Consider the following 22,955-nt stretch of genomic DNA (forward strand, 5'->3'; position numbering starts at 1 on the left):
GGTCCCCTCCGCCCGGCCTATCCCCGGCGCGTCCAGCGCCGCAGTGCCTCCTCCGCCGACGCCCGGTCCGCCGCGGGCAGGTCCGCGATGTCGACGCCGTGGTTGCCGCCCGGCACCCACAGAACCCGCGCGTCGGGGCCGCCGGGGACGAAGTGCTCGGCCGCGACGGGGTCCTGGGTGCCGTAGACGAACAGCAGCCGGCTGCCGCGGCGGCGGACCCAGCGGTCGATGTCGGGCATGGCGGCCCGGTCGAAGCGCAGCGGAACGTCCCGGGGGACGAAGCTGCGCGCCTCCGTGGCGCCCGGGTGGCGCAGCAGGTCCGCCAGGTGCGCGGTGGGGACGCCGCCGTATCCGAGCTGCGTGCCGATCTGGTACCAGTACGGGATGTACGTGCGGGCCAGGGCGTCGGCGTACAGGGGGAGTCCGGTCGTGTTCTCCAGCCACGCGTACAGAGCGCCGTCCGAAGCGTCCGGGCCGGGGATCGCCGCCGCGTCGGCGGCCGTGCCGTGCTGCCAGAACATGAACGGCACGCGCAGCACGGCGATCTCGAGGGCCCTGTCGGCGCTGCCGACGAGGCGGAAGGTGTCGCCGGTGGACGCGGCCCAGGCCTCGTAGCGGGCGGTGAGGGCGGCGCGGCGCAGGAGGATCGCCCGCTGGGCCGCCGCGAGGGCCTGCCGGACGGCCGGGGTGCCGACCGTCTCCAGGAACCGCAGGCAGGCGGAGTCCTCGCGGTCGTCGACGTTGTTCGGGGCCGAATAGACCACGGTGCCCGCCACGTCTGCGGGGTGGAAGCGGCGGTGGTAGACGCTCGCCATGCCGCCCTTGCTGCTGCCGGTCGACACCCACGGGCCGTGGAGGAGCCGGCGCAGGCACCGGACGACGCGGTGGTGGTCGTCGGCGGCCTGCCGGATCGTGAGGTGGGCGTAGCCGGTGCCCGCCGGGCGGGACGTGCCGAAGCAGCGGTGCTCGACCTGGAGCTGGTTGGCGCCGAGCAGGGTGGCCGGTTCCGACAGGCGGGGTGAGACCACGGCGTGGTAGCCGGTGCTGAGCAGCACGGTCGGCCGGTCGGACGCGGTGTGGAGCAGGGTGAGGCGCTGCTCGAAGGTGCCGGCCGAGGGGTCGGTGTGGTCGACCGGCTGACGCAGTCCCAGGACGAAGTGCCGGTAGCCCGGTCCGGCGTCCTGCCGCTCCTCGATCAGGCGCAGTCCGGGCAGGGCACGCAGGACGTCCGCGGTGTCCCGGTCACCCGGCCCGGGCGGAGGAGCGCCGTCCCCCCGGACCGGTACGGCGGCCGCCGCGCCGGCACTCGGGGCCGAAAGGGCCGCTGCCGCCGGCGCGGCGGACGCCAGGGACACGGCGGTGGTCGCCGATGTGAGCAGGCGTCGTCTCGTCCATGCGCGCATGAGCCACGTCCTCCCGGGATTCCGTTCGGCGGTGTCCGCCGGTCGCCGGCCGCGACCGCTCCAGTACATCCGCCGCACGGCCCGGGAGGATCCCCCGCACGAGGGGGAGGCCTCCCCCGGGCGGGGGAGGTCACGGCGACGGCCGCGCCGTACCGTCCCCCTCCCCTGCCTGCTGCCGCTTCTCCTGGAGCTTGCGCAGCAGTTCGCGCTTCTGGGCCTGCGGATCGAGTCCGCCGCCGACCCGGCCGCCCCGGCCGCCGCCCCGCAGGGCCTCGCGGCCGAGCTTCCTGCGCGAGCCGCCGACCCCCAGCATGTTTCCGGCTCCACCTCGTGCCACGCCGGCTCCTTCCTCTGACTCCTCTGGAACGAGACGTTTCGTCTCGCTTGATTGGTCCGCCTACTCTCTGCGAGACGCTCCGTCTTGTCAACTGATAAATTCGGCCCATGGCCGTCCAGAACTCCGCCCAGCCCACCCCGAGCGAGTCCACCCGCCCCACCGCGGGCAGGCCCGCCCCCGACTCCAGCCGTCGCAGCGAGAGGTCCCGCCGGGCCATCTACGACGCCGCCCTCGCGCTCGTCGTCGAGGCCGGGTACCCGAAGACCACCATCGAGGGCATCGCGGCCCGGGCCGGGGTCGGCAAGCAGACGATCTACCGGTGGTGGTCGTCCAAGGCGGACGTGCTGATGGAGGCCTTCCTCGACCTCGCGGAGCGGTCCACCGAGGAGGCCGGGTCCGTGCCCCACACCTTCCCCGACACCGGTGACGTCGCCGCCGACCTCAAGACGGTGCTGCGCGCCACCGTCGACGAACTGCGCGACCCGCGCTTCGAGGCGCCCTCCCGCGCGCTCGCCGCCGAAGGCGTCGTCGACGAGCAGCTCGGGCGCGAACTCGTGGCCAAGCTCCTGCAGCCCTCACTCGACCTCTACATCGGCCGGCTGCGCGCCGCCCAGGACGCCGGGCAGGTCCGCGACGACGTCGACCCGCGCATCGCGCTGGAGTTCTTCGTCTCGCCGCTCGCCCAGCGCTGGCTCCAGCACACCGGCCCGATCTCCCACGAGTACACCGACACGCTCGTCGACTACGCCCTTCACGGCCTCGCGCCCCGCTGAGCGTCCCGCTGGGCGGCCCGGGCCAGGCGCCCGGGCGCGTCCGTGATGACGCCGTCGCAGCCCAGCCGCAGCACCCGGTCGCGCTGCGCGTCCGTCACCACCGTGTGCGCCCACACCCGCGGGATGCCCGACCGCACCGCCCGCAGCAGGTCCGTATCGCGCGCCCGGTGGTCGACGTCCAGCAGGTCCACGAACGACCGCCAGCGCTCGGGCCGGTCGCTACGCAACTGCTGCGCCGAGCGCCACAACTGCGTCAGCAGGCCCAGCCGGTGGACGCGCAGGGCGACGGCGGGGTCGTTGGAGTTCACGAACACCGAGCGGGTCAGGCCACGTTCCTTGATCAGGGCGGCCAGCCGGTCCAGGCTGCCCGGGTCCTTCGCCTCCAGCATGAGCACGATCCGGCCGCCGAAACGATCCAGCACCTCGGCGACCGTCGGCGGCCGCTCCGAACGCCAGCTTCCGGGCAGCCGGTCCCTCGGGCGCAGCCGTACGCCCTGCCACTCCCGGGCGTCGAGGCCGCGCACCTCGCCACCGAGCGTGGTGGTGCGGTTCAGCGTCTCGTCGTGGAACACCACCGGCGTGCCGTCGCGCAGCATCCGGGTGTCGAAGTCCAGCACCTGCGCCGTCCCGCGGGCATGGGCGGTCATCAGGCCCGTCATGCTGTTCTCCGGGACCTCACGGGCGCCGCCGCGGTGGGCGACGTAGGTGATGCGGGGGAGCGCCGCCGCCGTGAGGTGGCCCGGGCCCCACTCCAGCGGCACCGGGGCGCGGCCGGCGGGCCCCGTGAGGGTCAGCGAGACCATGGATGCCGCGGAGGCCAGACCCGTCAGCGTGATCCAAGTGACCATGGCGTTACGGTAGGGCGCCATGTCCTGGCAAAGCGGGCAATGACACCAGATCATATGAGGAGTGCGTCTCATCCCGCCGGCATATGCCTCGCCCCACCGGTACCCGTCTCGGCCGTCCTGCCCCGGATGTGGGCTCTGGGCCCCCGGTGCGCGCGAAGATGGGACGATAGGGCATGCTGTTCGGCACGACGGCGAGGCGAGGAGATAGATGAGCGCGGAGTTCGGCGGCCGGAGCGGCCTGCAGGGCAAACTCACCCAGTGGCTGCGCGCCGGGCGCCGGCCGAAGGAGTCCGCCGGGGACGGCGGCCGTGAGGACCTGCTGCTCGCCGCCGCCGACGCGGGACTGCCCCTGGCGCCCGCCGCGCATCCGGCCGGATACCGCTGCTCCTGTGACCGCGTCGGCTGTCCCACCCCGGCCCGCCACCCGGTGTCCTTCGCCTGGCAGACGCAGTCCACGACCGACCGCGGCCAGATCGAGCGCTGGGCCCGCCATCAGCCGCAGGCCAACTTCATCACCGCGACCGGCATGGTGCACGACGTCCTCGACGTGCCCCTCGACGCCGGTCGCGACGCGTTGGAGCGGCTGCTCGCCGACGGCGTCGAGGTCGGGCCGGTCGCCGAGAGCGACGACGGGCGCATGCTGTTCTTCACCCTCACCCGCGGTACGCCCGAGGACGAGGACGAGTGGTGGCCCTGCGAGCTGGACTGCCACCCCGAGACGATGGACGAGCACCCCGGGCTGCGCTGGCACTGCCGGGGCTCCTACGTGCTCGTCCCGCCGGCGCGGCTGCCCGGCGAGGAGCAGGCCGTGCGGTGGGTGCGCGGGCCGGAGCACGCGCTGCCGGACCCGCTGAACCTGCTGGAGGTGCTCACGGAGGTCTGCGCCCGCTACGCCGGCGAGGAGAGCGACCACACCGGCGCGGCCTGGCCCCTGCGGCACTGAAGACGCCCGGCGGCACGGGCCGGCCCCCGTACGGCAGGCCCCCTGCAAGCGCCGAGTACGGAGCTACGAGCCCTGGGCCGCCGTAAGACCCTGGATCCGGCCCAGGATCGTCACCTTGCCCGGCCCCCTCGGATCCAGCGCCACCTCGTTGGAGACGAACTCCATCGTCAGGCTCTGCTCGATCTCGCCCTCGGTGAGGGCCTGCACGGCCTTGTTGGGCGTCGGGACGGACGTGCCCGTGTGCGCCGTCTGCTTCTCGTAGTGCCGCGTGGCGAAGAACACCAGCGCGCCGCCGTCCGCCGTGCGCAGCGCCAGCGGCGTGTAGTCGCCGCCGGTGAGCGGCTCGTCGATGTACTGCGTGACCATGCCCGGCCGCTTGCTGTTCTTCTGCCGCAGGGCACGCCACTGACTGGTGTGCGGCCCGTCGGCGAAGGCCGTCCCGCCGCTCTTGAGGTACGTGGCGTACGTCCGGCTCAGCTCGCCGGGCGCCGCGGCGAGGTTCTTCGCGCGTACCGGGACGGATTCGGCCCAGCCGTCCGCGTCCTGCCGGAACTTCGGGACGGCGGCCGGGGCGACGAGCGTCAGGTACGCCACCTGGAAGGGGTCGTCGAGGCTGCTGCGGGTGAACACCAGGAGCCAGCGGGCGGATCCGCCCTTGTTGCCCGCGGCGTCGGCGAGGAACCAGCGGGGCCAGCCGGCCTTCTTGGGGATGGTGAACCTCGCGTCCGTCAGCTTCAGCGGCGTGTGGTTCGGGTTGCCGTCCGGGTTGTCGGCCTTGCCGGCCTTCAGCCGGGCCGCGTCGATGTCGGCGAGGGCGCCGGTGGTGCGGTCGGCGTCCAGAGAGCCGTCGTAGGCCTCGTCGGCCGCGTTGTACGCGGCGGTGAACTCCCGCAGCGCCTCGGCGGCTTCGGCCCGGGTCGCGGACGGGAGGACCTCGCGCTCGCCGTGCACGACGACGCATCCGCTCGCCGTCAGCGACAAAGCGGTCAGCGAGGCTGCTATGAGGGCGCTCTGGGCGGGCCTGCGGAGCGTTCGAGGGTCGCGATCCCTGCTCATCGGGTTCCTTCACCTTCCCCTTTCCGGAGGCGAACCCTACCGGGTGCCCTCCGGTCCTCCGGCGGGGGCGGGGCCCTGCTATACGTGGACGATGACCGCCTTCCGTGACTTCAACTTCAAGCTGCTCGTGGTCGAGAAGCTCATGTACTGGGACGAGACGCTGACACCGGCGTTCAGTCTGAGTGAGCACATGCGGGCACGCGGGGTCCAGGACCTCGACGCGTACGTCCGGGACAACGCACTGGAGTACACCGTCCTCGACGAACCGCGCGCCTACTTCTCGCAGTTGGAGATCCCGGAGGAACTCCTCGCCACCGTCGACGAGTTGACCTTCGACGGCGGACACCAGGTCTTCATGGAATGCGCGCCGGTCTGGGACGGCGAGGACGACCTCTTCGACCTGCGCAGCCTCGACGACCTGGACCTGCTGCCCAACCTCAAGCTCTTCACCGGGGGCAGCGCGCTGGAGTACATGATGCCCGGCTCCCTCGAAGTGCTGGCGGCCAGGGGCATCACCGCGCGCTTCTGAGCGCAGTCCCGGCGGCGTCCGGGGTGGGCCGCGGGCGCGTGCCCGCCCCGGGTCATGCCGCCCGGTCCACCACCGTCTCCTTGGCCGACGTCCTGGCCGGTGCCAGGAACAGGGCCAGGGTCGGGACCAGGTACAGCAGCCAGACGGTGACCTGGAGGGTGGTCGGGTCGGGCTGGAAGTTGAAGACGCCCTTCAGCAGGGTGCCGTACCAGCTGTCCGGCGGGATCGTGCCGGAGATGTCGAAGGCCTTGTCGGTGAGACCGGGCAGGAAGTCGGCCTCCTGCAGGTCGTGGAAGCCGTAGGCCAGGACGCCCGCCGCGACGACGACCAGCATGCCGCCGGTGTACGTGAAGAACTTCGCCAGGTCGATGCGCAGGGCGCCCCGGTAGAACAGCCAGCCCAGCAGCACCGCCGTCAGCAGGCCCAGGGCGACGCCCAGCAGCGGCCTGGGGGTGCCGTCGCTCGCGGCGTGCACCGAGGCCCAGACGAACAGGGCCGTCTCGAGGCCCTCCCGGCCGACCGCGAGGAACGCGGTGGCGACGAGCGCGCCGGTGCCCATCGCCAGGGCGGCGTCCAGCCGGCCGTGCAGTTCCGACTTCAGGTGCCGGGCGGTGCGCCGCATCCAGAACACCATCCACGTCACCAGGCCCACGGCGAGGATCGACAGGGAACCGCCGAGCGCCTCCTGCGCCTGGAACGTCAGCTCCTGGGAGCCGAATTCGAGGGCGCAGCCGAAGCCGAGCGCGAGCGCCACGGCGACGCCGATGCCCGCCCAGATCGGCTTCAGGGCGTCCCTGCGGCCGGTCTTGACCAGGTAGGCGATGAGGATGCAGACGACGAGGCTCGCCTCCAGACCCTCGCGCAGTCCGATCAGGTAGTTGGAGAACATGCCCTACGCCTCCTCGGAGAACAGCGCCCGGCCCCACCAGTCGTCCCGGTCGCGGACGCCCGGCGGGACGGCGAACAGCGCCGAACCCACGTGCTGGATGTATTCGTTGAGCGCGTCCGTGGCCAGGTTGCGCTGGATCGGGATGAAGCCCTTGCGTACGTCGCGCTGGTAGGCCAGGAAGAACAGGCCCGCGTCCAGGCGGCCCAGTCCGTCGGTGCCGTCGGTGAAGGAGTAGCCGCGGCGCAGGATCGTCGCCCCGTGGTTGGCGTCCGGGTGCGCGAGCCGCACGTGTGCGTCGGGCTTCATCGCCTTCAGGAACGGCTCGTCGCGCTCCTTCGCCCTGCCGGCCGGCGCGCCCTCGCCCTTGTCGCGGCCGAAGACGTCCTCCTGCTCCTGCAGCGAGGTGCGGTCCCAGGTCTCGATGTGCATGCGGATGCGGCGGGCGACGAGGTAGCTGCCGCCCGTCATCCAGGCCGGGCCGTCCTTCTCGCCGACCCAGACGTGCTCGCGCAGGCGGTCCGTCTCGGTGCCCGCGATGTTGCGCGTGCCGTCCTTGAAACCGAAGAGGTTGCGCGGGGTCTGCCCCTCGGGCGTCGTCGACGACGTCTTGCCGAAGCCGAGCTGCGACCAGCGGATGACGACCTTGCCGAAGCCGATGCGGGCCAGGTTGCGGATCGCGTGCACCGCCACCTGGGGATCGTCGGCGCAGGCCTGGACGCACAGGTCGCCGCCGCTGCGGGACCGGTCCAGGTTGTCGCCCGCGAACCTCGGCAGGTCGACCAGGGCCTTCGGCCGCCGGTCCGCCAGGTCGAACCGGTCGAACAGGGACGGGCCGAAGCCGATCGTCAGGGTGAGGCGGGACGCATGCAGGCCGAGGGCCTCGCCCGTGTCGTCGGGGGGTGCCTCGGGCAGCCCGCCGTGGGCGCCCTCGCCGACCGGGTGCCCGGCCGTCATCCGCCGGGCCGCCTCCGTCCAGTCCTTGAGGAGCTGGACGAACGCGGCCCGGTCATCCGTCGTCACGTCGAACGCGGCGAAGTGCAGGCGGTCCTGGACCGGGGTGGCGATACCCGCCTGGTGGGGGCCGTGGAAGGCGATCGCCGTGCCGGCCCGCGGCGCCGGTTCCTCGCCCGCGCGGGCCATCGCCACGGCGCCGCCCGCCGCGGCGGCGCCGAGCGCCAGGCCCGCGCCGCCCCAGCCGAGCAGGGAACGGCGGCTGGGAGAGGGCGTGTTGGTGTCCGTCATGGCGGTTCCCGCTACTTCACGACTGCGGCGGCGAGCTTGGACAGCGGCTCCGCCAGGGCGTTGACCGCGTCCGACAGCTCCTTGCGGTCGGCCTTGCCGACCTTGTCGTAGGAGGTGAACTCGTAGGAGCCGTTGTCGGGGCGGTACTTGTCGAGCAGGCCGTTCAGGGCCGCGAACTGCTCGTCCAGTTCGGTGGCCAGCGCCGGGTCGTTCTCCTCGGCGACCGGCTTGAGCAGGTCGTAGGACTTCTGCGCGCCCTCGACGTTGGCCTTGAAGTCGACCAGGTCGGTGTGCGAGTAGCGCTCCTCCTCGCCGGTGACCTTGCCGGTGGCGACCTCGTCGAGGAGTTCCTTGGCGCCGTTGGCCATGGAGGTGGGGGTGATCTCGGCCTTGCCGACCCGGTTCTGCCAGTCCTTCAGGTCCTTGATCAGCAGCCCGGCGAGGTCCTTCTCGCGGGTGCCGATCTTCTCGTCCTGCCACAGCGCCTTCTCCAGGCGGTGCCAGCCGGTCCAGTCGGTGGCCGGGTCCTGGCCGTCCTCCAGCCCGTCCTCGCGGACGTCGACCTTGGGGTCGATGTCGCCGAAGGACTCCGCGACGGGCTCGGTGCGCTCCCAGCCGATGCGGGAGGGCGCGTAGGCCTTCCTCGCGGCGTCGAGGTCACCGTCCTTGACGGCCTCGGCGAAGGCTTCCGCCTTCGGCAGGGTCTCGTCGGCCTGCTGCTGCACGTAGGACCGGTACGCCGCCACGGCCTCGTCCAGGCGCGGGTCGCGCTTGACGGCCTTGCCGCCGGTGGCCCTCACGGACTGGCGGATCCCGTCGCCCTTCATGCCGGGCTTGCAGACGATCCGGTAGTCGCCGGCCTTCACCTCGGCGGTGACGCGCTGCTTGGTGCCGGGGCCTATGTTCTCCCGCTCGGTGACCACGCGGTCGTCGGGGAAGAGGACGTAGACCTCGGTGACCTTGGAGCCCTTGTTCTCGACGGCCAGCTCGACGTGCCCGGCCGGGAACTCCTTCTTCGACACCTCGCACGTGTCGTCCGTCGCGGTCACGTTGATCACGCGGTCGCCGCCCTCGGCGTCGCTCTTCTCGGTGCAGCCGGTGACGGCGGTCAGGGCCGCCACCGCGACGGCGGTGAGGGCGAGGGAAGGTCTCGCGGGTCGCATGAGGGCTCCAGGGCGTGGCCGAAACATGAGTGCGGTGAGCCTCGATCCAGGAAGGTGAGGCTCACCTAACGCATAAGAATCGCGTAAGCGTCATCAAATCGACCTCATGAACCGGTCAAGGAGCGGTCAAGACTGCGCCGCCGGGCTGCGGACCGCTCGCCCCCCGCGTCTCCCCGCCCGGCGCCCCGCCGGGTGATCACCCGGTGCTTGAATGCCCCCGTGACTGACTACGACGTGCTCCGCGTCTTCTGCGGGCCGAACGGCGGATACGGCAACGAGCTCGCGGTCGTGCGCGAGGGATCCGTGCTGCCGGGGCGGGAGGACCGGCAGGCGTTCGCCGCGAAGGTGGGGTTCAGCGAGACGGTGTTCGTCGACGACCCCGAGCGCGGGGTGATCGACATCTACACGCCCACCGTGCGGCTCCCCTTCGCCGTGCACCCCTGCGTCGGCGCGGCCTGGCTGCTGGACGTGCCCGAGCTGGTCACCCCGGCCGGGGTCGCCGGGGCGCGGCAGGACGGGGAGTTCTGCTGGATCGAGGCCCGGGCGGACTGGGTCCCGCCGCGCACCCTGCGCCGGTACGGCAGCGCCGCCGAGGTCGACGACCTGGACGTGCCGCCGCCGGGGGTGGGGGTACCGCCCACGCCCTTCGGGCAGTGGGGGAGGGTGTACGCCTGGGCGTGGGAGGACGAGCCCGCCGGGCGGATCCGGGCCCGGGCCTTCCCCGGGCGGGGCGACGGCGTCGACGAGGACGAGGTGACCGCGGCGTCCGCCCTGCTGCTCACGGACCGGCTGGGCCGGGCCCTCAACATCACCCAGGGGGCCGGGTCCCAGATCCTCACCGCGCCCCAGCCGGGCGGGTGGACGGAGGTCGGCGGCCGGGTCCGGCTGGAACGCTGACCCGGGCGGCGCGCGCCCGTACGGGTGGAACAGCGTGTGTGGACGGTGCTGAGCGGGGACCACTGGGCGTGACCGAGCACCACCGCGAGAGGATTCCCATGCGCATTCGTTCCGCTCTGGCCGTCATCGCCCTGACCGCCGCCGTGACCGCCACGGGTGCGGCGACCGCCGCGGCCGACGACGAGGGCCCGGAGTACCGCGACCACGTGGCGTGCAGCCCGTACTTCGGTCAGCTCGAGGCCGAGACCGCCGAGATCAAGTGGGGCGGCGCCGTCTGCCACAACGGCCCGTTCGACGTCTGAGCCGCACCGGCCGAGCTCCGAACGGACCGGGGCCCCTCGCCGCGCGCGAGGGGCCCCGGCCCGTTCACGCCGCCGTCCGCGTGCGGGCCGCCGTCACGCCGACAGCGGGAACTCCTCGCCCAGGGCCCGGAACACCCCGTTGTTCAGCTCGTACGCCCGCTTGCACTCGGCCACGATCCGCTGCCGCTCCAGCTCGTCCGCGGGCACCGCGTCCAGCCGCTCCCAGTAATCCCGTCTGAAGGCGGCCGGGTTGGGGACCTGTTCGAAGACGTAGAAGCGGACCCCGTCACCCTTGCCGGCGAAGCCCCACGTCCTCTCGGCCGTGGCGCGGATGACCTGCCCGCCGGAGAGGTCGCCGAGGTAGCGCGTGTAGTGGTGGGCGATGTAGCCGGCCGGCCAGGTGCGCGCGCAGTCGCTGATCCGTCCGGCGTACTCCCGCGTCGCGGGCAGCGCCCCGGCCGACTCGCGCCAGCCGGGGCCGAGCAGATGCGTCAGGTCCCGCTCCAGTGCCGCCCTGCGGAACAGCTCCGGGCGGACGAAGGGGCCGGCCACCGGATCCCCGGCCAGCCGCTCGGCGGCGGACTCCAGCGCGTCGTACACGAACCACAGCTGCTCCGTGTAGCGGGCGAACGCCTCGACCCCCAGCCTGCTTCCCAGCAGGTCGCTCAGGAAGGTCGAGCCCCTGACCTCCTCGTGCTGCTCGCGGGACGCGGTCCGGATGAGGGTCGAGAAGGATTCCATGGGCCCACTCTCTGTGGTTAGGGCAGCCTAAGTCAATGGGTTGCCGACTGGTTGTCGGTAAACTTCCCGACACGTGGTCGGCAAAACCGCACCCCGACACGCACGACGGCCCGCCCTCCGGGGAGGGCGGGCCGTCGCCGGGGCCACGGACGCGTGCTACGGCAGCGTGAGGATCTCCGCGCCGGTGTCCGTGACGACCAGCGTGTGCTCGAACTGGGCCGTGCGCTTGCGGTCCTTGGTCACGACCGTCCAGCCGTCGTCCCACATGTCGTACTCGTGCGTCCCGAGGGTCAGCATCGGCTCGATCGTGAACGTCATCCCGGGCCGGATGACCGTGGTCGCGTGCGGGCTGTCGTAGTGCGGGACGATCAGGCCCGAGTGGAACGACGAGTTGATGCCGTGCCCGGTGAAGTCCCGCACCACTCCGTACCCGAAGCGCTTGGCGTACGACTCGATGACGCGGCCGATGATGTTGATCTGCCGGCCCGGCTTGACCGCCTTGATCGCCCGCTCCAGCGACTCGCGGGTCCGCTCCACCAGCAGCCGTGACTCCTCGTCGACCTCGCCCACCAGATAGGTGGCGTTGTTGTCGCCGTGCACCCCGCCGATGTACGCGGTGACGTCCAGGTTGACGATGTCGCCGTCGCGCAGCACGGTCGAGTCCGGGATGCCGTGGCAGATGACCTCGTTGACGCTCGTGCACAGCGACTTGGGGAAGCCGCGGTAGCCGAGCGTCGAGGGGTAGGCGCCGTGGTCGCACATGTACTCGTGCGCCACCTTGTCGAGTTCGTCGGTCGTCACGCCGGGGGCGATGAGCTTCGCGGCCTCCGCCATCGCCCGGGCCGCGATCCGGCCGGCGACGCGCATCGCCTCGATCGTCTCGGGCGTCTGCACCTCCGGTCCGGTGTACGGCTTCGGCGCGGGCTTGCCGACGTACTCGGGGCGGCGGATGTTTCCGGGCACGGAACGGGTGGGGGACAGCTCCCCCGGGACGAGCAGCGACTGGCCAGACATGCCAGCGAGTCTAACCAGCGGCGACGGGGGAACATGTCGGTGGCGAGAGGAGCTGGTCATGGCCCTGTTCAAGAAGCGGACGGTAGGCAAGCCGGGCGAGTGGTACTACTGCCTGGAGCACAAGAAGGTCGAGGAGGGGCCGGAGTGCCCCGCCAAGGACCGCTTCGGCCCGTACACGAGCCGTACCGAGGCCGAACACGCGATGGCGACCGCCCGCGAGCGCAACCTCCAGTGGGAGAACGACCCGAAGTGGCACGACGCCCCGGCGGGCGGCCGCGAGGGCGACTGACCCGTCACGAACACGACGCCCGGCACCGCGGCCCGCGCCGCCCCGGGCGTCGCGTCGTGTCGGGGGGCACCGCGCCGGTTCCCGTCGTGCCCGGAGTGCTGCCCTGGGCGTCGGGTCGTGTCGGGGGACGCCGTCTCGAGTGCGCGTCGTGTGCGGGGCGTGCCGGACTTCCGTCGTGCCCTCGGTGCCGTCTCGAGTGTGCGTCGTGTCCGAGGGCGGCCGGGTTTCCCTCGTTTAGGGGCACCGCCCCGGCTCCGTCGTGCCCGGTGTGCTGCCTTGGGCGTCGGGTCGTGTCGGGGGGTGCCGTCTCGAGTGTGCGTCGTGTCCTGGGGCGTGCCGGGTTTTCCTCGTTCCGGGGCACCGCCCCGGCTCCCGTCGTGCCCGGGGTGCCGCCTTGGGTGTCGGGTCGTGTCGGGGGGTGCCGTCTCGAGTGTGCGTCGTGTCCTGGGGCGTGCCGGGTTTTCCTCGTTCCGGGGCACCGCCCCGGCTCCCGTCGTGCCCGGGGTGCCGCCCTGGGCGTCGTGTGGGGGGTGCCGCCCTGGGCGTCGTGTCGGGGGTGCCGCCCTGGGCGTCCGTCGTCCGGGGGGCCTGCCGGGTTTCCCTCGTGTCCGGGCGCGCTGCCCGGGCGTCGCGTGTCCGCGGGCGGTTGTCGGGGCGGCGCGTCGTGTCCGGGTGTCCGGCGGGTCCCGGGCGCGCCCTTCGACTCACCAGCGTGCCGGGGGCGGTGCCGTCAGGTGTTCCGCCAGCCTCGCCACCCGGTCCCGCAGCCGGCGCCGGCCGCGCGGTGCCGGCAGCGCGTTCTCGCCCGCAGCGGCGCTGACCAGGTGCTGCACGGTGTCCAGGTCCAGCTCGGCCCCGTCGGGGACCGCCAGCACCTCGTGCGACATCGACGGCAGCTCGCCGCCGCCCTCGCCGAGGGCCAGGATCGTCGCCCCGGCGCGGCGGGCGTCGAAGACCCGCTCCAGCAGCGCGGCGGCCGGCGCCTCGGGGGTCACCACCAGCAGGGTCTCGCCGCGCCGGGCCGCCTCCAGCCGGCCCAGACCGACCGAGAGGTGCGCGGGGTCCGAGGGGCGGGCGTCGTGCCGCACCAGCGTCGGGGCCAGTTCCGGTGTGCCCGACCAGGCCGCCTCGTCCACGAGGTGCGCCGCCAGGTGCCAGGGCTCGTACCGCGGCGTGCCGACCAGCAGCAGTCCGCCGCCGTGCGCCACCACCGACCCCCGCAGGGCACCCGCGAACCGCCGGGTGGCGCCCAGCCACTCCGTCCCGGCGAGCACTTCCCGCAGCAGCGCGACCCGTACGGCGTCCATGGCCCCGATCCTGCCCGGGTGCCGTGGAGACAGGGCGCGCTTTCCTGCGGATTAGCCCGCCCCGGGCACCCGGCCCGGACGGCCGTTCCACCACCGAACGGGCGGGGGAGCGCCCGGAGGCGGACAGGTGCCACCCGCCGCCCGGCCGTCCGTCAGGCGCCCCTGCCAGAGGCGGTCGGCATCGCGGCGCGGTCGTAGAGTCGGGGCCATGACCTCTACCGACAGTGCCGCCACCGGAACCACGCAGAAGGCGCCCGCCAAGGATCCCTGGGACCTGCCCGACGTCTCCGGACTCGTCGTCGGCGTGCTCGGCGGGACCGGGCCGCAGGGCAAGGGCCTCGCCTACCGGCTCGCCGTGGCCGGGCAGAAGGTGATCATCGGCTCCCGGGCCGCCGACCGTGCGCAGGCCGCGGCCGAGGAGATCGGCCACGGCGTCGAGGGCGCCGACAACGCCGAGACCGCACGCCGCAGCGACATCGTGATCGTCGCCGTGCCCTGGGACGGCCACGGCAAGACCCTGCAGGCCCTGCGCGGGGAACTCGCCGGCAAGCTCGTCGTCGACTGCGTCAATCCGCTCGGCTTCGACAAGAAGGGCGCCTACGCCCTGAAGCCGGAGGAGGGCAGCGCCGCCGAGCAGGCCGCCGCCCTGCTGCCCGACTCCCGCGTCACGGCCGCCTTCCACCACCTGTCGGCCGTCCTCCTCCAGGACCCGGAGATCGACCGCATCGACACCGACGTCATGGTGCTCGGCGAGGAGCGGGCGGACGTGGAGATCGTGCAGGCCCTGGCCGGCCGCATCCCCGGCATGCGCGGCATCTTCGCCGGGCGGCTGCGCAACGCCCACCAGGTGGAGTCCCTGGTCGCGAACCTGATCTCCGTGAACCGCCGCTACAAGGCCCACGCCGGGCTCCGCGTCACGGACGTATGACCGCATGGGGGACACTGGAGGGCACCAGCAGTGCCCGCAGTGTCCCCCGACAGGAGCCACCCCACATGCCCCGCCTCGCCCTCTACGCCCTCATCGTCTGCCTTCTGTCCGTGACCGCGGCCGTCGTCTCCTTCGTGGAGGGCAGCTGGCTGGGCATCGTGTGGGTGCTGCTGGCGGGCCTGTCGTCCAACATGTGCTGGTACTACGTCAAGCGCGCCCGGCAGCAGAAGTCCGTCACCGGCTGACCCGGGCCCGTCAGGGCGCCGCCGAGCAGAGCTCGTCCGAGCCCTGCCAGAAGCGGTACAGCCCCTGCCCGCAGTACGTCTCGAAGTCGCTGATCCCGAGGGACTTCAGGATCGCGTCGATCACGTCGAAGAAGACGCCGTTGACCGCGGGCAGCCACAGCAGCGCGAACACGAACAGCAGGCCGAACGGAGCGAACGGCTCCACCTGCCGCCGCACGTTGTACGACAGCCACGGCTCGATCACGCCGTAGCCGTCCAGGCCCGGCACCGGCAGGAAGTTCAGCAGCGCGGCCGTCACCTGGAGCAGCGCGAGGAACGCCAGCGCGAACCGGAAGTCGCTCGGCACGCCGTCCAGCGCGTCCAGCCAGAACGGGGCGGTGCACACGACGGCGAACAGCACGTTGGTCAGCGGGCCCGCCGCCGAGATCAGACTGTGCTTCCAGCGCCCGCGGATCCGTCCGCGCTCGATGAACACCGCCCCGCCGGGCAGACCGATCCCGCCCATGATCACGAACAGAACCGGCAGCACGATGCTGAGCAGCGCGTGCGTGTACTTCAGCGGGTTCAGGGTGAGATAGCCCTTGGCGCCGACGGAGATGTCGCCGCTGTGCAGGGCGGTGCGGGCGTGCGCGTACTCGTGCAGGCACAGCGAGACGATCCACGCCGCCGTCACGAACAGGAACACCGCGACCCCGGGCTGCTGCGCGAACCCGGTCCACGTCGCCCATCCCGTGACCGCCGTCACGGCCAGGATCCCGACGAAGACGGGACTGATCCGCCGCTCGCTGTGGCGGCTGGTGACGGTGGTCATCGGACTCCCTGCTCTCGAACACCCGGTGGGACGGCCCGACGCTACCGGGCACGCGCGGAAAACGCCTCGCGCGGGGCGCCCGGTTCCGGGGAGGGTGGGGTCATGGGGCTCTGGCACGTGATCTACGAGGACTGGCAGCTGGAGTGCTGCGGTACATCCTTCGCCGTGGGTGACGAGGTGACCTGGCCCCTGCTGCTCCGGGACGCGGAGTCGGTGTACGGCGGTGGCTGGCACGATCAGCTCACTCCCCTCGCGGGCTGCGTGGAGGAGGCGGGCGTCCGGCTGCTGCGCGAGGAGTCCGGCCTCGTCGTCGCGCTGGGAGCGGACCACGGCGACGGGCGGGACCGGCGCGCCGGATCCCGGGGCCGGATCGGGTCCGTGGGCCTGCTCGTGGTCGAGCGGCACGGCGCGGCGTGGCCGGAGGTCACCGGGCGGGTGCGGGCGGTCCAGGTGCTGACCCAGGCGTACGAGGAGCGCCCGCCCGGCTCCCGGACCTGGCAGCCGGTGCCGGGGAAGCGGCGGTTGCGGCCCGTGGACCGCTGTCCCCGGTGGTTCGCCGGCGGGACCGGGGCGGGGCAGGGCTTTCGGTGGGGCGAGTCGGGTGCGGTGGTGGCGCTGGAGGTTCCGCACACGGACTCCCCGCTGTCGTCCGCCGTCCGTGCAGCGCTCGGGCTGCCCCACCGGGGTGCCGAGCCGGGCGCGGAGACCCGGGGTCTTGCGGCCGCGGACCTCGCCGCCCTGCTGGTGGGCTTCAGTACGACCGCCCCGGCGGGCACCCGGCCGCGGTCCGGCCGGGGGCGACGGGGCGACGGGCGTGCCTGACCGCGGAACGCCGACGTGCCGTGCGCCCCGCGCGGGCAGGCCGTGGGGCCCGCCGCGCCGTCGACCGCCGTGCCCCGCACCCGAACCACCGGAGACAATGGACCCCGTGCGCTACCGCATCCTCGGCACCACCCAGGCGCTCCGCACCGACGGCTCGGCCGTCCCGGTGGGCGGGGCGCGGTTGCGTGCGCTGCTGACCGTGCTGGCCCTGCGGGCCGGGCGGACCGTGTCCGTGGGGCTGCTCGTCGACGAGGTGTGGGGCGCCGAACCCCCCGCCGACGCCCCGGGCGCGCTGCAGGCGCTCGTCGGGCGGCTGCGGCGGGCCCTGGGGGCTTCCGCCGTGGCCTCCGCCGAGGGCGGCTACCGGCTCACCGCCGCCCCCGACGACATCGACCTGCACCGCTTCGAACGGCTGGCCGCCGAAGGGCTGCGGGCCCTGGCCGACGACGACCCCGCCAAGGCCGCCGCCGTCCTCGACGACGCCCTCGCCCTGTGGCGCGACCCCGCCCTCGCCGACCTGCCCGACCGCACCGCCGAGGCGGCCCGCGTCGAGGCCCGCCGACTGGACGTGCTGCGCGCCCGCCACACCGCCGCCCTCGCCCTCGGCCGGGCCGAGCAGTCCCTGCCCGAGCTGACCGCCCTGTGCGACGGCCACCCCCTGGACGAGCCCCTCCAGGCACTGCGGCTGCGCGCCCTGCGCGAGGCGGGCCGCACCGCGGAGGCACTGGACGCCTACGACGAGGTGCGGCGCCTGCTCGCCGACCGCCTGGGCACCGACCCGGGCCCGGAACTGCGCGCCCTGCACGCCGAGTTGCTGAGGGCGGGCGACGGCCCGGGGCCCGTGCCCGCCGCCCCGAGGCCGGGCCGGCCGGCCGGGAACCTGCGGGCCCGCCTCACCTCCTTCATCGGCCGCGAGGCCGACATCGACACACTCCGCCGCGACCTCAAGGCGGCCCGCCTGGTCACGCTGCTCGGGCCCGGCGGCGCCGGGAAGACCCGCCTGTCGCAGGAGGCCGCCGAGACCGTGCGGGACACCATGCCCGGCGGGGTGTGGCTGGCGGAGCTCGCCCCGGTCGACGACCCCGCCGCCGTGCCGGAGGCCGTGCTCACCGCCGTCGGCGCCCGCGAGACCGTGCTGTACGGCGCCGGCGCCGAGGGCATCCGCGCCGCCGTCGCCGACCGGCTCGACGACCCCGTCGAACGTCTCGCCGAGCACTGCTCACGCCCCGGCATGCTGCTCATCCTGGACAACTGCGAGCACGTCGCCGGGGCGGCCGCCCGGCTCGCCGAGGAACTGCTCCAGCGCTGCCCCGGCCTCACCGTCCTGGCCACCAGCCGTGAACCCCTCGGTGTCCCGGGCGAGTTGCTGCGCCCGGTGGAGCCGCTTCCCGAGCCGGTCGCGCTGCGGCTGCTCGCCGAGCGGGGCGCCGCGGTCAGGCCCGGATTCCGTGTGGAGGACGACCCCGAGGCGTGCGCGGAGATCTGCCGGCGCCTGGACGGACTGCCCCTGGCCATCGAACTCGCCGCCGCCCGGCTGCGGATGCTCACCCCCCGCCAGATCGCCGACCGGCTCGACGACCGCTTTCGCCTCCTCACCTCGGGCAGCCGGACCGTCCTGCCCCGCCAGCAGACCCTGCGGGCCGTCGTCGACTGGTCCTGGGAACTCCTCGACGAGGACGAACGTGACGTCCTGCGGCGGCTGTCGGTGTTCGCGGGCGGCTGTGACCTGCCCGCCGCCGAGGCCGTGTGCGGACCGGCCGCCCTGGAGGCGCTCGGTTCGCTCGTCGACCGCTCCCTGGTCGTGGCGGCCCCGGCCGACGGCGAGATGCGCTACCGGCTGCTGGAGACCGTCGCCGAGTACGCGGCCGAGCGGCTGGACGAGTCCGGCCGGCGCGCCGAGGCCGAGCGCGCCCATCTGACGTGGTTCCGCGAACTCGCCCGGCTCACCGACCCGTTGCTGCGCGGCCCGGAGCAGAGCCGTGCCATCCACCGGCTGGAGCGCGAGTACGAGAACCTGCGCACCGCCCTGCGGCACGCCGTCGCCCTGCGCGACGAGCAGGAGGCCCTGTGCCTGGCCCTGTCCCTGGTCTGGTACTGGCAGATGCGCGACCTGCGCATCGAGGCCCGCAACTGGTGCCGCGAGGTCATGGCCCTCGGGCCCGACCCGTTCACCGAGCCCGTCCGCCGCGCCGCCCCGGTCTGGCAGCGCTGCACCGACGCCCCGCCGCCGATGACCGGCGAGGTCCTGTGGGAGGCCCGGCGCGGCATCCACCTGGCGCACCTGGCCTGCATGGACACCGAACTGGACGCCTGGCAGAACCCGCGCTCCCAGCAGAAACTGCGCACCATCGCCGCCACCTACGAACCCGGCCTGCCGCAGAACTGCCGCCTGCCCGGCCTGCTGTGGTTCTTCGCGGTGATGCTGACCGGCGACATGGACCGGCTGCGGATCATCATGGACGCCTCCATCCGCACCTGCCGCGCCACCCCCGGCTTCGAGTGGGAGCTGGCCTCCGGTCTGCAGATGCGGGCCAACTTCCTCGCCAACCGCACCGACTGGGCCGGTGACGCCGGACGGGACGCCGACGAGTCACTGGAGATCTACCGCCGCCTCGGCGACTCCTGGGGCACCGCCGAGGCCCTCTCCGCCCGCGCCGAGGCCCACGAGCGCAGGGGCGAGCACGCGCTGGCCGCCGCCGACTACGAGGCGGCCATCGCCCACGCCGAACAGCTCGGCGCCCGCGCCCAGGCCGCCGTCCTCACCGCCCGGCTCGGCAGCGCCCTGGTGGAGTCCGGCAAGACGGAACGCGGCGAGCGGCTGCTGCGCGAGGTGATCGACCAGCACGAGGACTCGCACAGCGAGGCCATGCCCGCCGCCCGGCTCTTCCTCGCCGGCCGGCTCGGCATGACCGGCCGCTTCCCCGAGGCCCGTGAGCAACTGCGGCGGCTGCGCGAGGACTTCAGGATCTCCCACTTCATCGTCTTCGACGCGTTCATCCTCGGCGCGGAGGCCTGGCTGGACGTCATGGAGGGCCGGTACGAGGACTGCCTGGACCGCACCCGCAAGGCGCTGGAGCGGGCGGGCGACCCGGTGTCCGAGGCCATCGCGCCCCATATGCGCGCGGTGTACCTGACCACCGGCGCCAGAGCCCTGTCCGCCCTCGACGGGGGTCGGCACGCCACGGACGCGGCCCGTTGCCTCGGCGCCGCCGACGCCCTGCTGCCCCCCGGCCACCTCCCCCAGCGACAGGAGCGCGAGACCCGCGAGGCGGCCGAACGGCAGGCCCGGGCGGTGCTCGGCGACACGCTCTACGAGGCCGCCTACGCGCAGGGCGGCGGCCTCTCCGCCGAGGAGGCCGCCGCCCTGCTCTGACGGCACACGGCCGCGCCCGGTCAGTTCTTCGTGCGGAACTTGTGGATCGCGACGGGCGCCATCACGGCCGTGATCGCCACCGACCAGCCCAGCGTCACCCACAGGTCGTGGGCGACCGGCCCGCCGATCATCAGGCCGCGCGCGGCGTCCGCCAGCGTCGACAGCGGGTTGTAGTCGGTGAAGGACTGCAGCCAGCCCGGCATCGACGTGGTCGGCGCGAAGATCGACGAGCCGAACTGCAGCGGGAACAGCACCAGGAAGCCCATGGCCTGCACGGACTGCGCGTTCTTCAGCATCACGCCCAGGGTGAGGAACACCCACATGATCGACGAGGCGAACGCCGTGGACAGGGCCACGGTCGCGAACAGGCCCGGCCAGTCGGTGATGTCGAACCCGACGACGACGGCGACGATCATCAGCACGGCGGTCGCGAACAGCATCCGCAGCAGTTCCACGGAGATCTTCGCGAACAGCACCGAACCGCGCCCGATCGGCATGGACCGGAAGCGGTCCATGACACCGGAGTTGAAGTCCTGGCTGAAGCCCGTGCCGACGCCCTGGGACAGCGTCATGCTCATCATCGCGATCATGCCGGGGATCACGTACTGCACGTACCGCTCCTGCCCCCCGCCCAGGGCCTGCCCGATCGAGCCGCCGAACACGAACACGAACAGCAGGGTGAAGATGACCGGCATCAGCAGCGCGTCGGCCATCGACTCCGGGTCCTTGCGGATCCACAGCAGGTTGCGCCGGATCAGGGCGCCGGTGTGGCGCAGGTGGCCGCGCAGCGGGATACGGGCGTCGGTCACGGTGTCGTCGAGGGCGACGGCGCTCATACGGCGGCCTCCTGAAGGTCTTCGGCGGGCACGGCGTCCTGCGGGGCACTGGCACGGTGGCCGGTGAGGGACAGGAACACCTCGTCCAGGCTGGGCAGTTCGGTGGTGATGGAGGCCAGGGTGATGCCGCGCGCGGTGACCGCGCCGACCACCGCGGTCAGCTGCTCGTCGCTGAGGATCGGCACCAGGACGTCACCGCGGTCGGCGTCCACCGTGGTGGTGGCGAGGCCGGTGATGCCCAGGTCGTCGAGCGCGGCGGCGAGCGGCCGCAGGTGCGCCGCGTCGGCCGGGCGGATCCGCAGGGCGCGGCCCCCGACCTTCGCCTTCAGTTCCTCGATGGCCCCGCCCGCGATGACCTGGCCGCGGTCGACGACGGTCAGCTCCGAGGCGAGCTGCTCGGCCTCCTCCATGTACTGGGTGGTGAGCAGCACGGTGACCCCGTCGCCGACCATGCGCTTGACCTCGTCCCACACCTCGTTGCGGGTGCGCGGGTCGAGCCCGGTGGTGGGCTCGTCCAGGAAGAGCACGGACGGCCGGCCGATCATCGACGCGGCCAGGTCCAGCCGCCTCCGCATGCCGCCGGAGTAGGTGCCCGCGTGCCGCTTGGCCGCCTCGGTGAGCGAGAAGCGCTCCAGCAGCTCGTCGGCCCGGGTGCGCGCCTCCTTGCGGGACAGGTCGAGCAGCCGCCCGATCATGTACAGGTTCTCCCAGCCGGACAGCTTCTCGTCCACGGAGGCGTACTGCCCCGTCAGGCCGATCACCCGCCGCAGCTGCCGGGGCTGCCGTACGGCGTCGTAGCCGGCCACGGTGGCCCGGCCCGCGTCGGGGGCGAGCAGGGTGGACAGGATGCGTACCAGGGTCGTCTTCCCGGCCCCGTTCGGTCCGAGCACCCCCATCACGGTGCCCTCCCGCACGTCCAGGTCGACCCCGTCCAGGGCCTTGGTCTCCCCGTAGTGCTTGACCAGCCCCCGCACGGTGACAGCGGCGCCGCTGGTTCGTTCGTCGATGCGCGTCATGGCACAGACGGTGTCAGAGCCCACCGACACATCGCCGACAAGCCGCCGACACCGCCCCGACAGCCACCGCGCCCCCTCCCAGCGGGTGTGTCGGCGCCGTCGGGACCACCCGCCCGGGCCGTGGCGGGAAAGGGGACAGCCCGTCGACGGGGGACGATCGACGGGCTGTCCGGGGGTGGTGCGGCAGTGGCTAGTGGACGGAGTGCTCCTCCTGCGGGAACGTTCCGCCGACGACGTCCTCGGCGAACGCGCGGACCGCGTTCCCCATGACCTCACGCAGGTCCGCGTACCTCTTCACGAACTTCGGCACGCGCCCGCCGGTCAGGCCCAGCATGTCGGTCCACACCAGGACCTGCGCGTCCGTCTCGGGGCCCGCCCCGATGCCCACCGTGGGGATGTGCAGCACGCGCGTCACCTCGGCGGCGAGCTCCGCCGGGACCAGTTCCAGGACCACCGCGAAGGCCCCGGCGTCCTGCACGGCCTTGGCGTCGCGCAGCAGCTGCTGGGCGGCCTCCTCGCCGCGCCCCTGCACCCGGTAGCCCATCGCGTTGACCGACTGCGGGGTCAGGCCGATGTGGGCCATCACCGGGATGCCGGACTCGACGAGCAGCCGGATCTGCTCGTGCGAGCGCTCGCCGCCCTCCAGCTTCACCGCCTGCACGCCGGCCTCCTTCACCAGGCGGGTGGCCGAGCGCAGCGCCTGCACCGGGCCCTCCTGGTAGGAACCGAAGGGCAGGTCGCCGACGATCAGGGCGCGCGAGGTGCCCCGTACCACCGCCGCCGACAGCATGGTCATCTCGTCGAGGGTGACGGGCACGGTCGTCTCGTACCCGAGGTGGCAGTTGCCCGCCGAGTCGCCGACGAGCATCACCGGGATCCCGGCCTCGTCGAACACGGAGGCGGTCATCGCGTCGTACGCGGTGAGCATCGGCCACTTCTCGCCGCGCTCCTTGGCGGCGGCGATGTCGCGGACGGTGATGCGGCGGTTTCCCTTGCCGCCGTACAGCGTCTTCCCGCCGTCGGCGGTCGCTCGAGCGGTCTGGGCAGCCGGAAGCTGCGTCATGGCACGGCTCCTAACACGTCATCTCGAGGCGCCCTGACGGCGTCCCCGGACCACGTCCATGGTGGCACCTCGTGCCTGGTTGGGCTAGAGGAGCCCCTGTGAGTTCCGCCCCGCCCCCCAAGCGGAAT

At 73.2% G+C, this 22,955-nt stretch carries 24 protein-coding genes; 10 read left to right on the forward strand and 14 right to left on the reverse strand.

Annotated features, from left to right (window positions below):
* Positions 1 to 17 precede the first annotated feature (17 nt).
* Together Q5694_RS05970 and Q5694_RS05975 are read right to left on the reverse strand one after the other, a co-directional pair.
* Positions 18 to 1,403 carry a S28 family serine protease gene (locus Q5694_RS05970; RefSeq protein WP_333930979.1) on the reverse strand — a complete coding sequence of 462 codons (1,386 nt, stop codon included), beginning with the start codon at positions 1,401 to 1,403 and terminating at the stop codon, positions 18 to 20.
* 130 nt (positions 1,404 to 1,533) lie between these two features.
* A complete protein-coding gene (locus Q5694_RS05975) occupies positions 1,534 to 1,716 on the reverse strand; it encodes a DUF6243 family protein (RefSeq protein ID WP_333931302.1) in 183 nt (60 codons plus the stop codon).
* A gap of 131 nt (positions 1,717 to 1,847) precedes the next feature.
* On the opposite strand from Q5694_RS05975, the gene Q5694_RS05980 reads away from it, so the two are divergent.
* Positions 1,848 to 2,513 carry a TetR/AcrR family transcriptional regulator gene (locus Q5694_RS05980; protein WP_333930980.1) on the forward strand — a complete coding sequence of 222 codons (666 nt, stop codon included), beginning with the start codon at positions 1,848 to 1,850 and terminating at the stop codon, positions 2,511 to 2,513.
* Here the strand turns inward: Q5694_RS05980 and Q5694_RS05985 are convergent.
* The gene (locus Q5694_RS05985; RefSeq protein WP_333930981.1) at positions 2,492 to 3,361 is read right to left on the reverse strand and encodes a glycerophosphodiester phosphodiesterase; all 870 of its coding nucleotides are present in this window, start codon (positions 3,359 to 3,361) and stop codon (positions 2,492 to 2,494) included. The genes Q5694_RS05980 and Q5694_RS05985 overlap by 22 nt on opposite strands.
* 208 nt (positions 3,362 to 3,569) lie before the next feature.
* Between Q5694_RS05985 and Q5694_RS05990 the strand changes: the two genes are divergently transcribed.
* Entirely contained in the window at positions 3,570 to 4,304 is a 735-nt protein-coding gene (locus tag Q5694_RS05990) for a bifunctional DNA primase/polymerase (RefSeq protein ID WP_333930982.1), read from the forward strand.
* Positions 4,305 to 4,367: 63 nt separating this feature from the next.
* Here the strand turns inward: Q5694_RS05990 and Q5694_RS05995 are convergent, their stop codons facing one another.
* Positions 4,368 to 5,360: a hypothetical protein gene (locus Q5694_RS05995; protein ID WP_333930983.1), complete on the reverse strand. Its 993-nt coding sequence runs from the start codon at positions 5,358 to 5,360 to the stop codon at positions 4,368 to 4,370.
* 91 nt (positions 5,361 to 5,451) lie between these two features.
* Here Q5694_RS05995 and Q5694_RS06000 point away from each other — a divergent pair, with 91 nt between their 5' ends.
* Positions 5,452 to 5,889: a DUF6892 domain-containing protein gene (locus Q5694_RS06000; protein WP_333930984.1), complete on the forward strand. Its 438-nt coding sequence runs from the start codon at positions 5,452 to 5,454 to the stop codon at positions 5,887 to 5,889.
* A gap of 52 nt (positions 5,890 to 5,941) precedes the next feature.
* Here Q5694_RS06000 and efeU read toward each other — a convergent pair whose 3' ends face one another.
* The 3 genes from efeU to efeO are packed head-to-tail and all read right to left on the reverse strand — an operon-like array spanning position 5,942 to position 9,183.
* Positions 5,942 to 6,778 (reverse strand): iron uptake transporter permease EfeU, encoded by an 837-nt coding sequence (efeU, locus tag Q5694_RS06005; protein WP_333930985.1) that lies wholly within the window; start codon positions 6,776 to 6,778, stop codon positions 5,942 to 5,944.
* Positions 6,779 to 6,781: 3 nt separating this feature from the next.
* Positions 6,782 to 8,020 (reverse strand): iron uptake transporter deferrochelatase/peroxidase subunit, encoded by a 1,239-nt coding sequence (gene efeB, locus Q5694_RS06010; RefSeq protein WP_333930986.1) that lies wholly within the window; start codon positions 8,018 to 8,020, stop codon positions 6,782 to 6,784.
* An 11-nt stretch (positions 8,021 to 8,031) separates the two neighbouring features.
* Entirely contained in the window at positions 8,032 to 9,183 is a 1,152-nt protein-coding gene (gene efeO, locus Q5694_RS06015) for an iron uptake system protein EfeO (RefSeq protein ID WP_333930987.1), read from the reverse strand.
* Positions 9,184 to 9,402: 219 nt separating this feature from the next.
* On the opposite strand from efeO, the gene Q5694_RS06020 reads away from it, so the two are divergent.
* On the forward strand, positions 9,403 to 10,080 hold the full coding sequence (locus Q5694_RS06020; RefSeq protein ID WP_333930988.1) for a PhzF family phenazine biosynthesis protein: 678 nt from the start codon (positions 9,403 to 9,405) through the stop codon (positions 10,078 to 10,080).
* Positions 10,081 to 10,178: 98 nt separating this feature from the next.
* Positions 10,179 to 10,382, forward strand: coding sequence for a hypothetical protein (locus Q5694_RS06025; protein ID WP_333930989.1), 204 nt, complete (start codon positions 10,179 to 10,181; stop codon positions 10,380 to 10,382).
* Between the two features lie 93 nt (positions 10,383 to 10,475).
* Here Q5694_RS06025 and Q5694_RS06030 read toward each other — a convergent pair whose 3' ends face one another.
* Together Q5694_RS06030 and map are read right to left on the reverse strand one after the other, a co-directional pair.
* Entirely contained in the window at positions 10,476 to 11,123 is a 648-nt protein-coding gene (locus Q5694_RS06030) for a biliverdin-producing heme oxygenase (protein ID WP_333930990.1), read from the reverse strand.
* A gap of 156 nt (positions 11,124 to 11,279) precedes the next feature.
* Positions 11,280 to 12,137: a type I methionyl aminopeptidase gene (map, locus tag Q5694_RS06035; RefSeq protein ID WP_333930992.1), complete on the reverse strand. Its 858-nt coding sequence runs from the start codon at positions 12,135 to 12,137 to the stop codon at positions 11,280 to 11,282.
* 58 nt (positions 12,138 to 12,195) lie between these two features.
* Here map and Q5694_RS06040 point away from each other — a divergent pair, with 58 nt between their 5' ends.
* The gene (locus Q5694_RS06040) at positions 12,196 to 12,426 is read left to right on the forward strand and encodes a hypothetical protein (protein WP_333930993.1); all 231 of its coding nucleotides are present in this window, start codon (positions 12,196 to 12,198) and stop codon (positions 12,424 to 12,426) included.
* 704 nt (positions 12,427 to 13,130) lie between these two features.
* On the opposite strand, the gene Q5694_RS06045 is transcribed toward Q5694_RS06040, so the two are convergent.
* A complete protein-coding gene (locus Q5694_RS06045; RefSeq protein WP_333930994.1) occupies positions 13,131 to 13,733 on the reverse strand; it encodes a hypothetical protein in 603 nt (200 codons plus the stop codon).
* A gap of 208 nt (positions 13,734 to 13,941) precedes the next feature.
* Between Q5694_RS06045 and npdG the strand changes: the two genes are divergently transcribed.
* Together npdG and Q5694_RS06055 are read left to right on the forward strand one after the other, a co-directional pair.
* A complete protein-coding gene (gene npdG, locus Q5694_RS06050; protein WP_333930995.1) occupies positions 13,942 to 14,661 on the forward strand; it encodes an NADPH-dependent F420 reductase in 720 nt (239 codons plus the stop codon).
* Between the two features lie 65 nt (positions 14,662 to 14,726).
* Positions 14,727 to 14,906: a hypothetical protein gene (locus Q5694_RS06055; RefSeq protein WP_443040820.1), complete on the forward strand. Its 180-nt coding sequence runs from the start codon at positions 14,727 to 14,729 to the stop codon at positions 14,904 to 14,906.
* Positions 14,907 to 14,916: 10 nt separating this feature from the next.
* Here the strand turns inward: Q5694_RS06055 and Q5694_RS06060 are convergent, their stop codons facing one another.
* Positions 14,917 to 15,717 carry a site-2 protease family protein gene (locus tag Q5694_RS06060; RefSeq protein WP_333930997.1) on the reverse strand — a complete coding sequence of 267 codons (801 nt, stop codon included), beginning with the start codon at positions 15,715 to 15,717 and terminating at the stop codon, positions 14,917 to 14,919.
* A gap of 102 nt (positions 15,718 to 15,819) precedes the next feature.
* Here Q5694_RS06060 and Q5694_RS06065 point away from each other — a divergent pair, with 102 nt between their 5' ends.
* Both Q5694_RS06065 and Q5694_RS06070 read left to right on the forward strand, forming a co-directional pair.
* Positions 15,820 to 16,539: a DUF6578 domain-containing protein gene (locus Q5694_RS06065; RefSeq protein WP_333930998.1), complete on the forward strand. Its 720-nt coding sequence runs from the start codon at positions 15,820 to 15,822 to the stop codon at positions 16,537 to 16,539.
* Between the two features lie 97 nt (positions 16,540 to 16,636).
* Positions 16,637 to 19,912, forward strand: a complete 3,276-nt coding sequence (locus tag Q5694_RS06070; protein WP_333930999.1) for a BTAD domain-containing putative transcriptional regulator — start codon at positions 16,637 to 16,639, stop codon at positions 19,910 to 19,912.
* Positions 19,913 to 19,932: 20 nt separating this feature from the next.
* Here the strand turns inward: Q5694_RS06070 and Q5694_RS06075 are convergent, their stop codons facing one another.
* From Q5694_RS06075 to panB, 3 genes are all read right to left on the reverse strand, one after another.
* The gene (locus Q5694_RS06075; RefSeq protein ID WP_333931000.1) at positions 19,933 to 20,748 is read right to left on the reverse strand and encodes an ABC transporter permease; all 816 of its coding nucleotides are present in this window, start codon (positions 20,746 to 20,748) and stop codon (positions 19,933 to 19,935) included.
* A complete protein-coding gene (locus tag Q5694_RS06080; protein WP_333931001.1) occupies positions 20,745 to 21,764 on the reverse strand; it encodes an ATP-binding cassette domain-containing protein in 1,020 nt (339 codons plus the stop codon). Before Q5694_RS06080 ends, Q5694_RS06075 begins: the two co-directional genes overlap by 4 nt.
* 190 nt (positions 21,765 to 21,954) lie before the next feature.
* Complete coding sequence (gene panB, locus Q5694_RS06085; protein WP_333931002.1) at positions 21,955 to 22,827, reverse strand: 3-methyl-2-oxobutanoate hydroxymethyltransferase; 873 nt, start codon at positions 22,825 to 22,827, stop codon at positions 21,955 to 21,957.
* Positions 22,828 to 22,955: the final 128 nt, after the last annotated feature.

Source organism: Streptomyces sp. AHA2, from assembly GCF_036857595.1.
Taxonomy (GTDB): Bacteria; Actinomycetota; Actinomycetes; order Streptomycetales; family Streptomycetaceae; genus Streptomyces.

What these genes read in the sequence shown, in the direction of transcription:
- Q5694_RS05970 (WP_333930979.1), bottom strand. Translation starts at nt 1,403, where the DNA reads ATGCGCGCATGGACGAGACGACGCCTGCTCACATCGGCGACCACCGCC.
- Q5694_RS05975 (WP_333931302.1), bottom strand. Translation starts at nt 1,716, where the DNA reads ATGCTGGGGGTCGGCGGCTCGCGCAGGAAGCTCGGCCGCGAGGCCCTG.
- Q5694_RS05980 (WP_333930980.1), top strand. Translation starts at nt 1,848, where the DNA reads ATGGCCGTCCAGAACTCCGCCCAGCCCACCCCGAGCGAGTCCACCCGC.
- Q5694_RS05985 (WP_333930981.1), bottom strand. Translation starts at nt 3,361, where the DNA reads ATGGTCACTTGGATCACGCTGACGGGTCTGGCCTCCGCGGCATCCATG.
- Q5694_RS05990 (WP_333930982.1), top strand. Translation starts at nt 3,570, where the DNA reads ATGAGCGCGGAGTTCGGCGGCCGGAGCGGCCTGCAGGGCAAACTCACC.
- Q5694_RS05995 (WP_333930983.1), bottom strand. Translation starts at nt 5,360, where the DNA reads ATGAGCAGGGATCGCGACCCTCGAACGCTCCGCAGGCCCGCCCAGAGC.
- Q5694_RS06000 (WP_333930984.1), top strand. Translation starts at nt 5,452, where the DNA reads ATGACCGCCTTCCGTGACTTCAACTTCAAGCTGCTCGTGGTCGAGAAG.
- efeU (WP_333930985.1), bottom strand. Translation starts at nt 6,778, where the DNA reads ATGTTCTCCAACTACCTGATCGGACTGCGCGAGGGTCTGGAGGCGAGC.
- efeB (WP_333930986.1), bottom strand. Translation starts at nt 8,020, where the DNA reads ATGACGGACACCAACACGCCCTCTCCCAGCCGCCGTTCCCTGCTCGGC.
- efeO (WP_333930987.1), bottom strand. Translation starts at nt 9,183, where the DNA reads ATGCGACCCGCGAGACCTTCCCTCGCCCTCACCGCCGTCGCGGTGGCG.
- Q5694_RS06025 (WP_333930989.1), top strand. Translation starts at nt 10,179, where the DNA reads ATGCGCATTCGTTCCGCTCTGGCCGTCATCGCCCTGACCGCCGCCGTG.
- Q5694_RS06030 (WP_333930990.1), bottom strand. Translation starts at nt 11,123, where the DNA reads ATGGAATCCTTCTCGACCCTCATCCGGACCGCGTCCCGCGAGCAGCAC.
- map (WP_333930992.1), bottom strand. Translation starts at nt 12,137, where the DNA reads ATGTCTGGCCAGTCGCTGCTCGTCCCGGGGGAGCTGTCCCCCACCCGT.
- Q5694_RS06040 (WP_333930993.1), top strand. Translation starts at nt 12,196, where the DNA reads ATGGCCCTGTTCAAGAAGCGGACGGTAGGCAAGCCGGGCGAGTGGTAC.
- Q5694_RS06045 (WP_333930994.1), bottom strand. Translation starts at nt 13,733, where the DNA reads ATGGACGCCGTACGGGTCGCGCTGCTGCGGGAAGTGCTCGCCGGGACG.
- npdG (WP_333930995.1), top strand. Translation starts at nt 13,942, where the DNA reads ATGACCTCTACCGACAGTGCCGCCACCGGAACCACGCAGAAGGCGCCC.
- Q5694_RS06055 (WP_443040820.1), top strand. Translation starts at nt 14,727, where the DNA reads ATGCCCCGCCTCGCCCTCTACGCCCTCATCGTCTGCCTTCTGTCCGTG.
- Q5694_RS06060 (WP_333930997.1), bottom strand. Translation starts at nt 15,717, where the DNA reads ATGACCACCGTCACCAGCCGCCACAGCGAGCGGCGGATCAGTCCCGTC.
- Q5694_RS06065 (WP_333930998.1), top strand. Translation starts at nt 15,820, where the DNA reads ATGGGGCTCTGGCACGTGATCTACGAGGACTGGCAGCTGGAGTGCTGC.
- Q5694_RS06070 (WP_333930999.1), top strand. Translation starts at nt 16,637, where the DNA reads ATGGACCCCGTGCGCTACCGCATCCTCGGCACCACCCAGGCGCTCCGC.
- Q5694_RS06075 (WP_333931000.1), bottom strand. Translation starts at nt 20,748, where the DNA reads ATGAGCGCCGTCGCCCTCGACGACACCGTGACCGACGCCCGTATCCCG.
- Q5694_RS06080 (WP_333931001.1), bottom strand. Translation starts at nt 21,764, where the DNA reads ATGACGCGCATCGACGAACGAACCAGCGGCGCCGCTGTCACCGTGCGG.
- panB (WP_333931002.1), bottom strand. Translation starts at nt 22,827, where the DNA reads ATGACGCAGCTTCCGGCTGCCCAGACCGCTCGAGCGACCGCCGACGGC.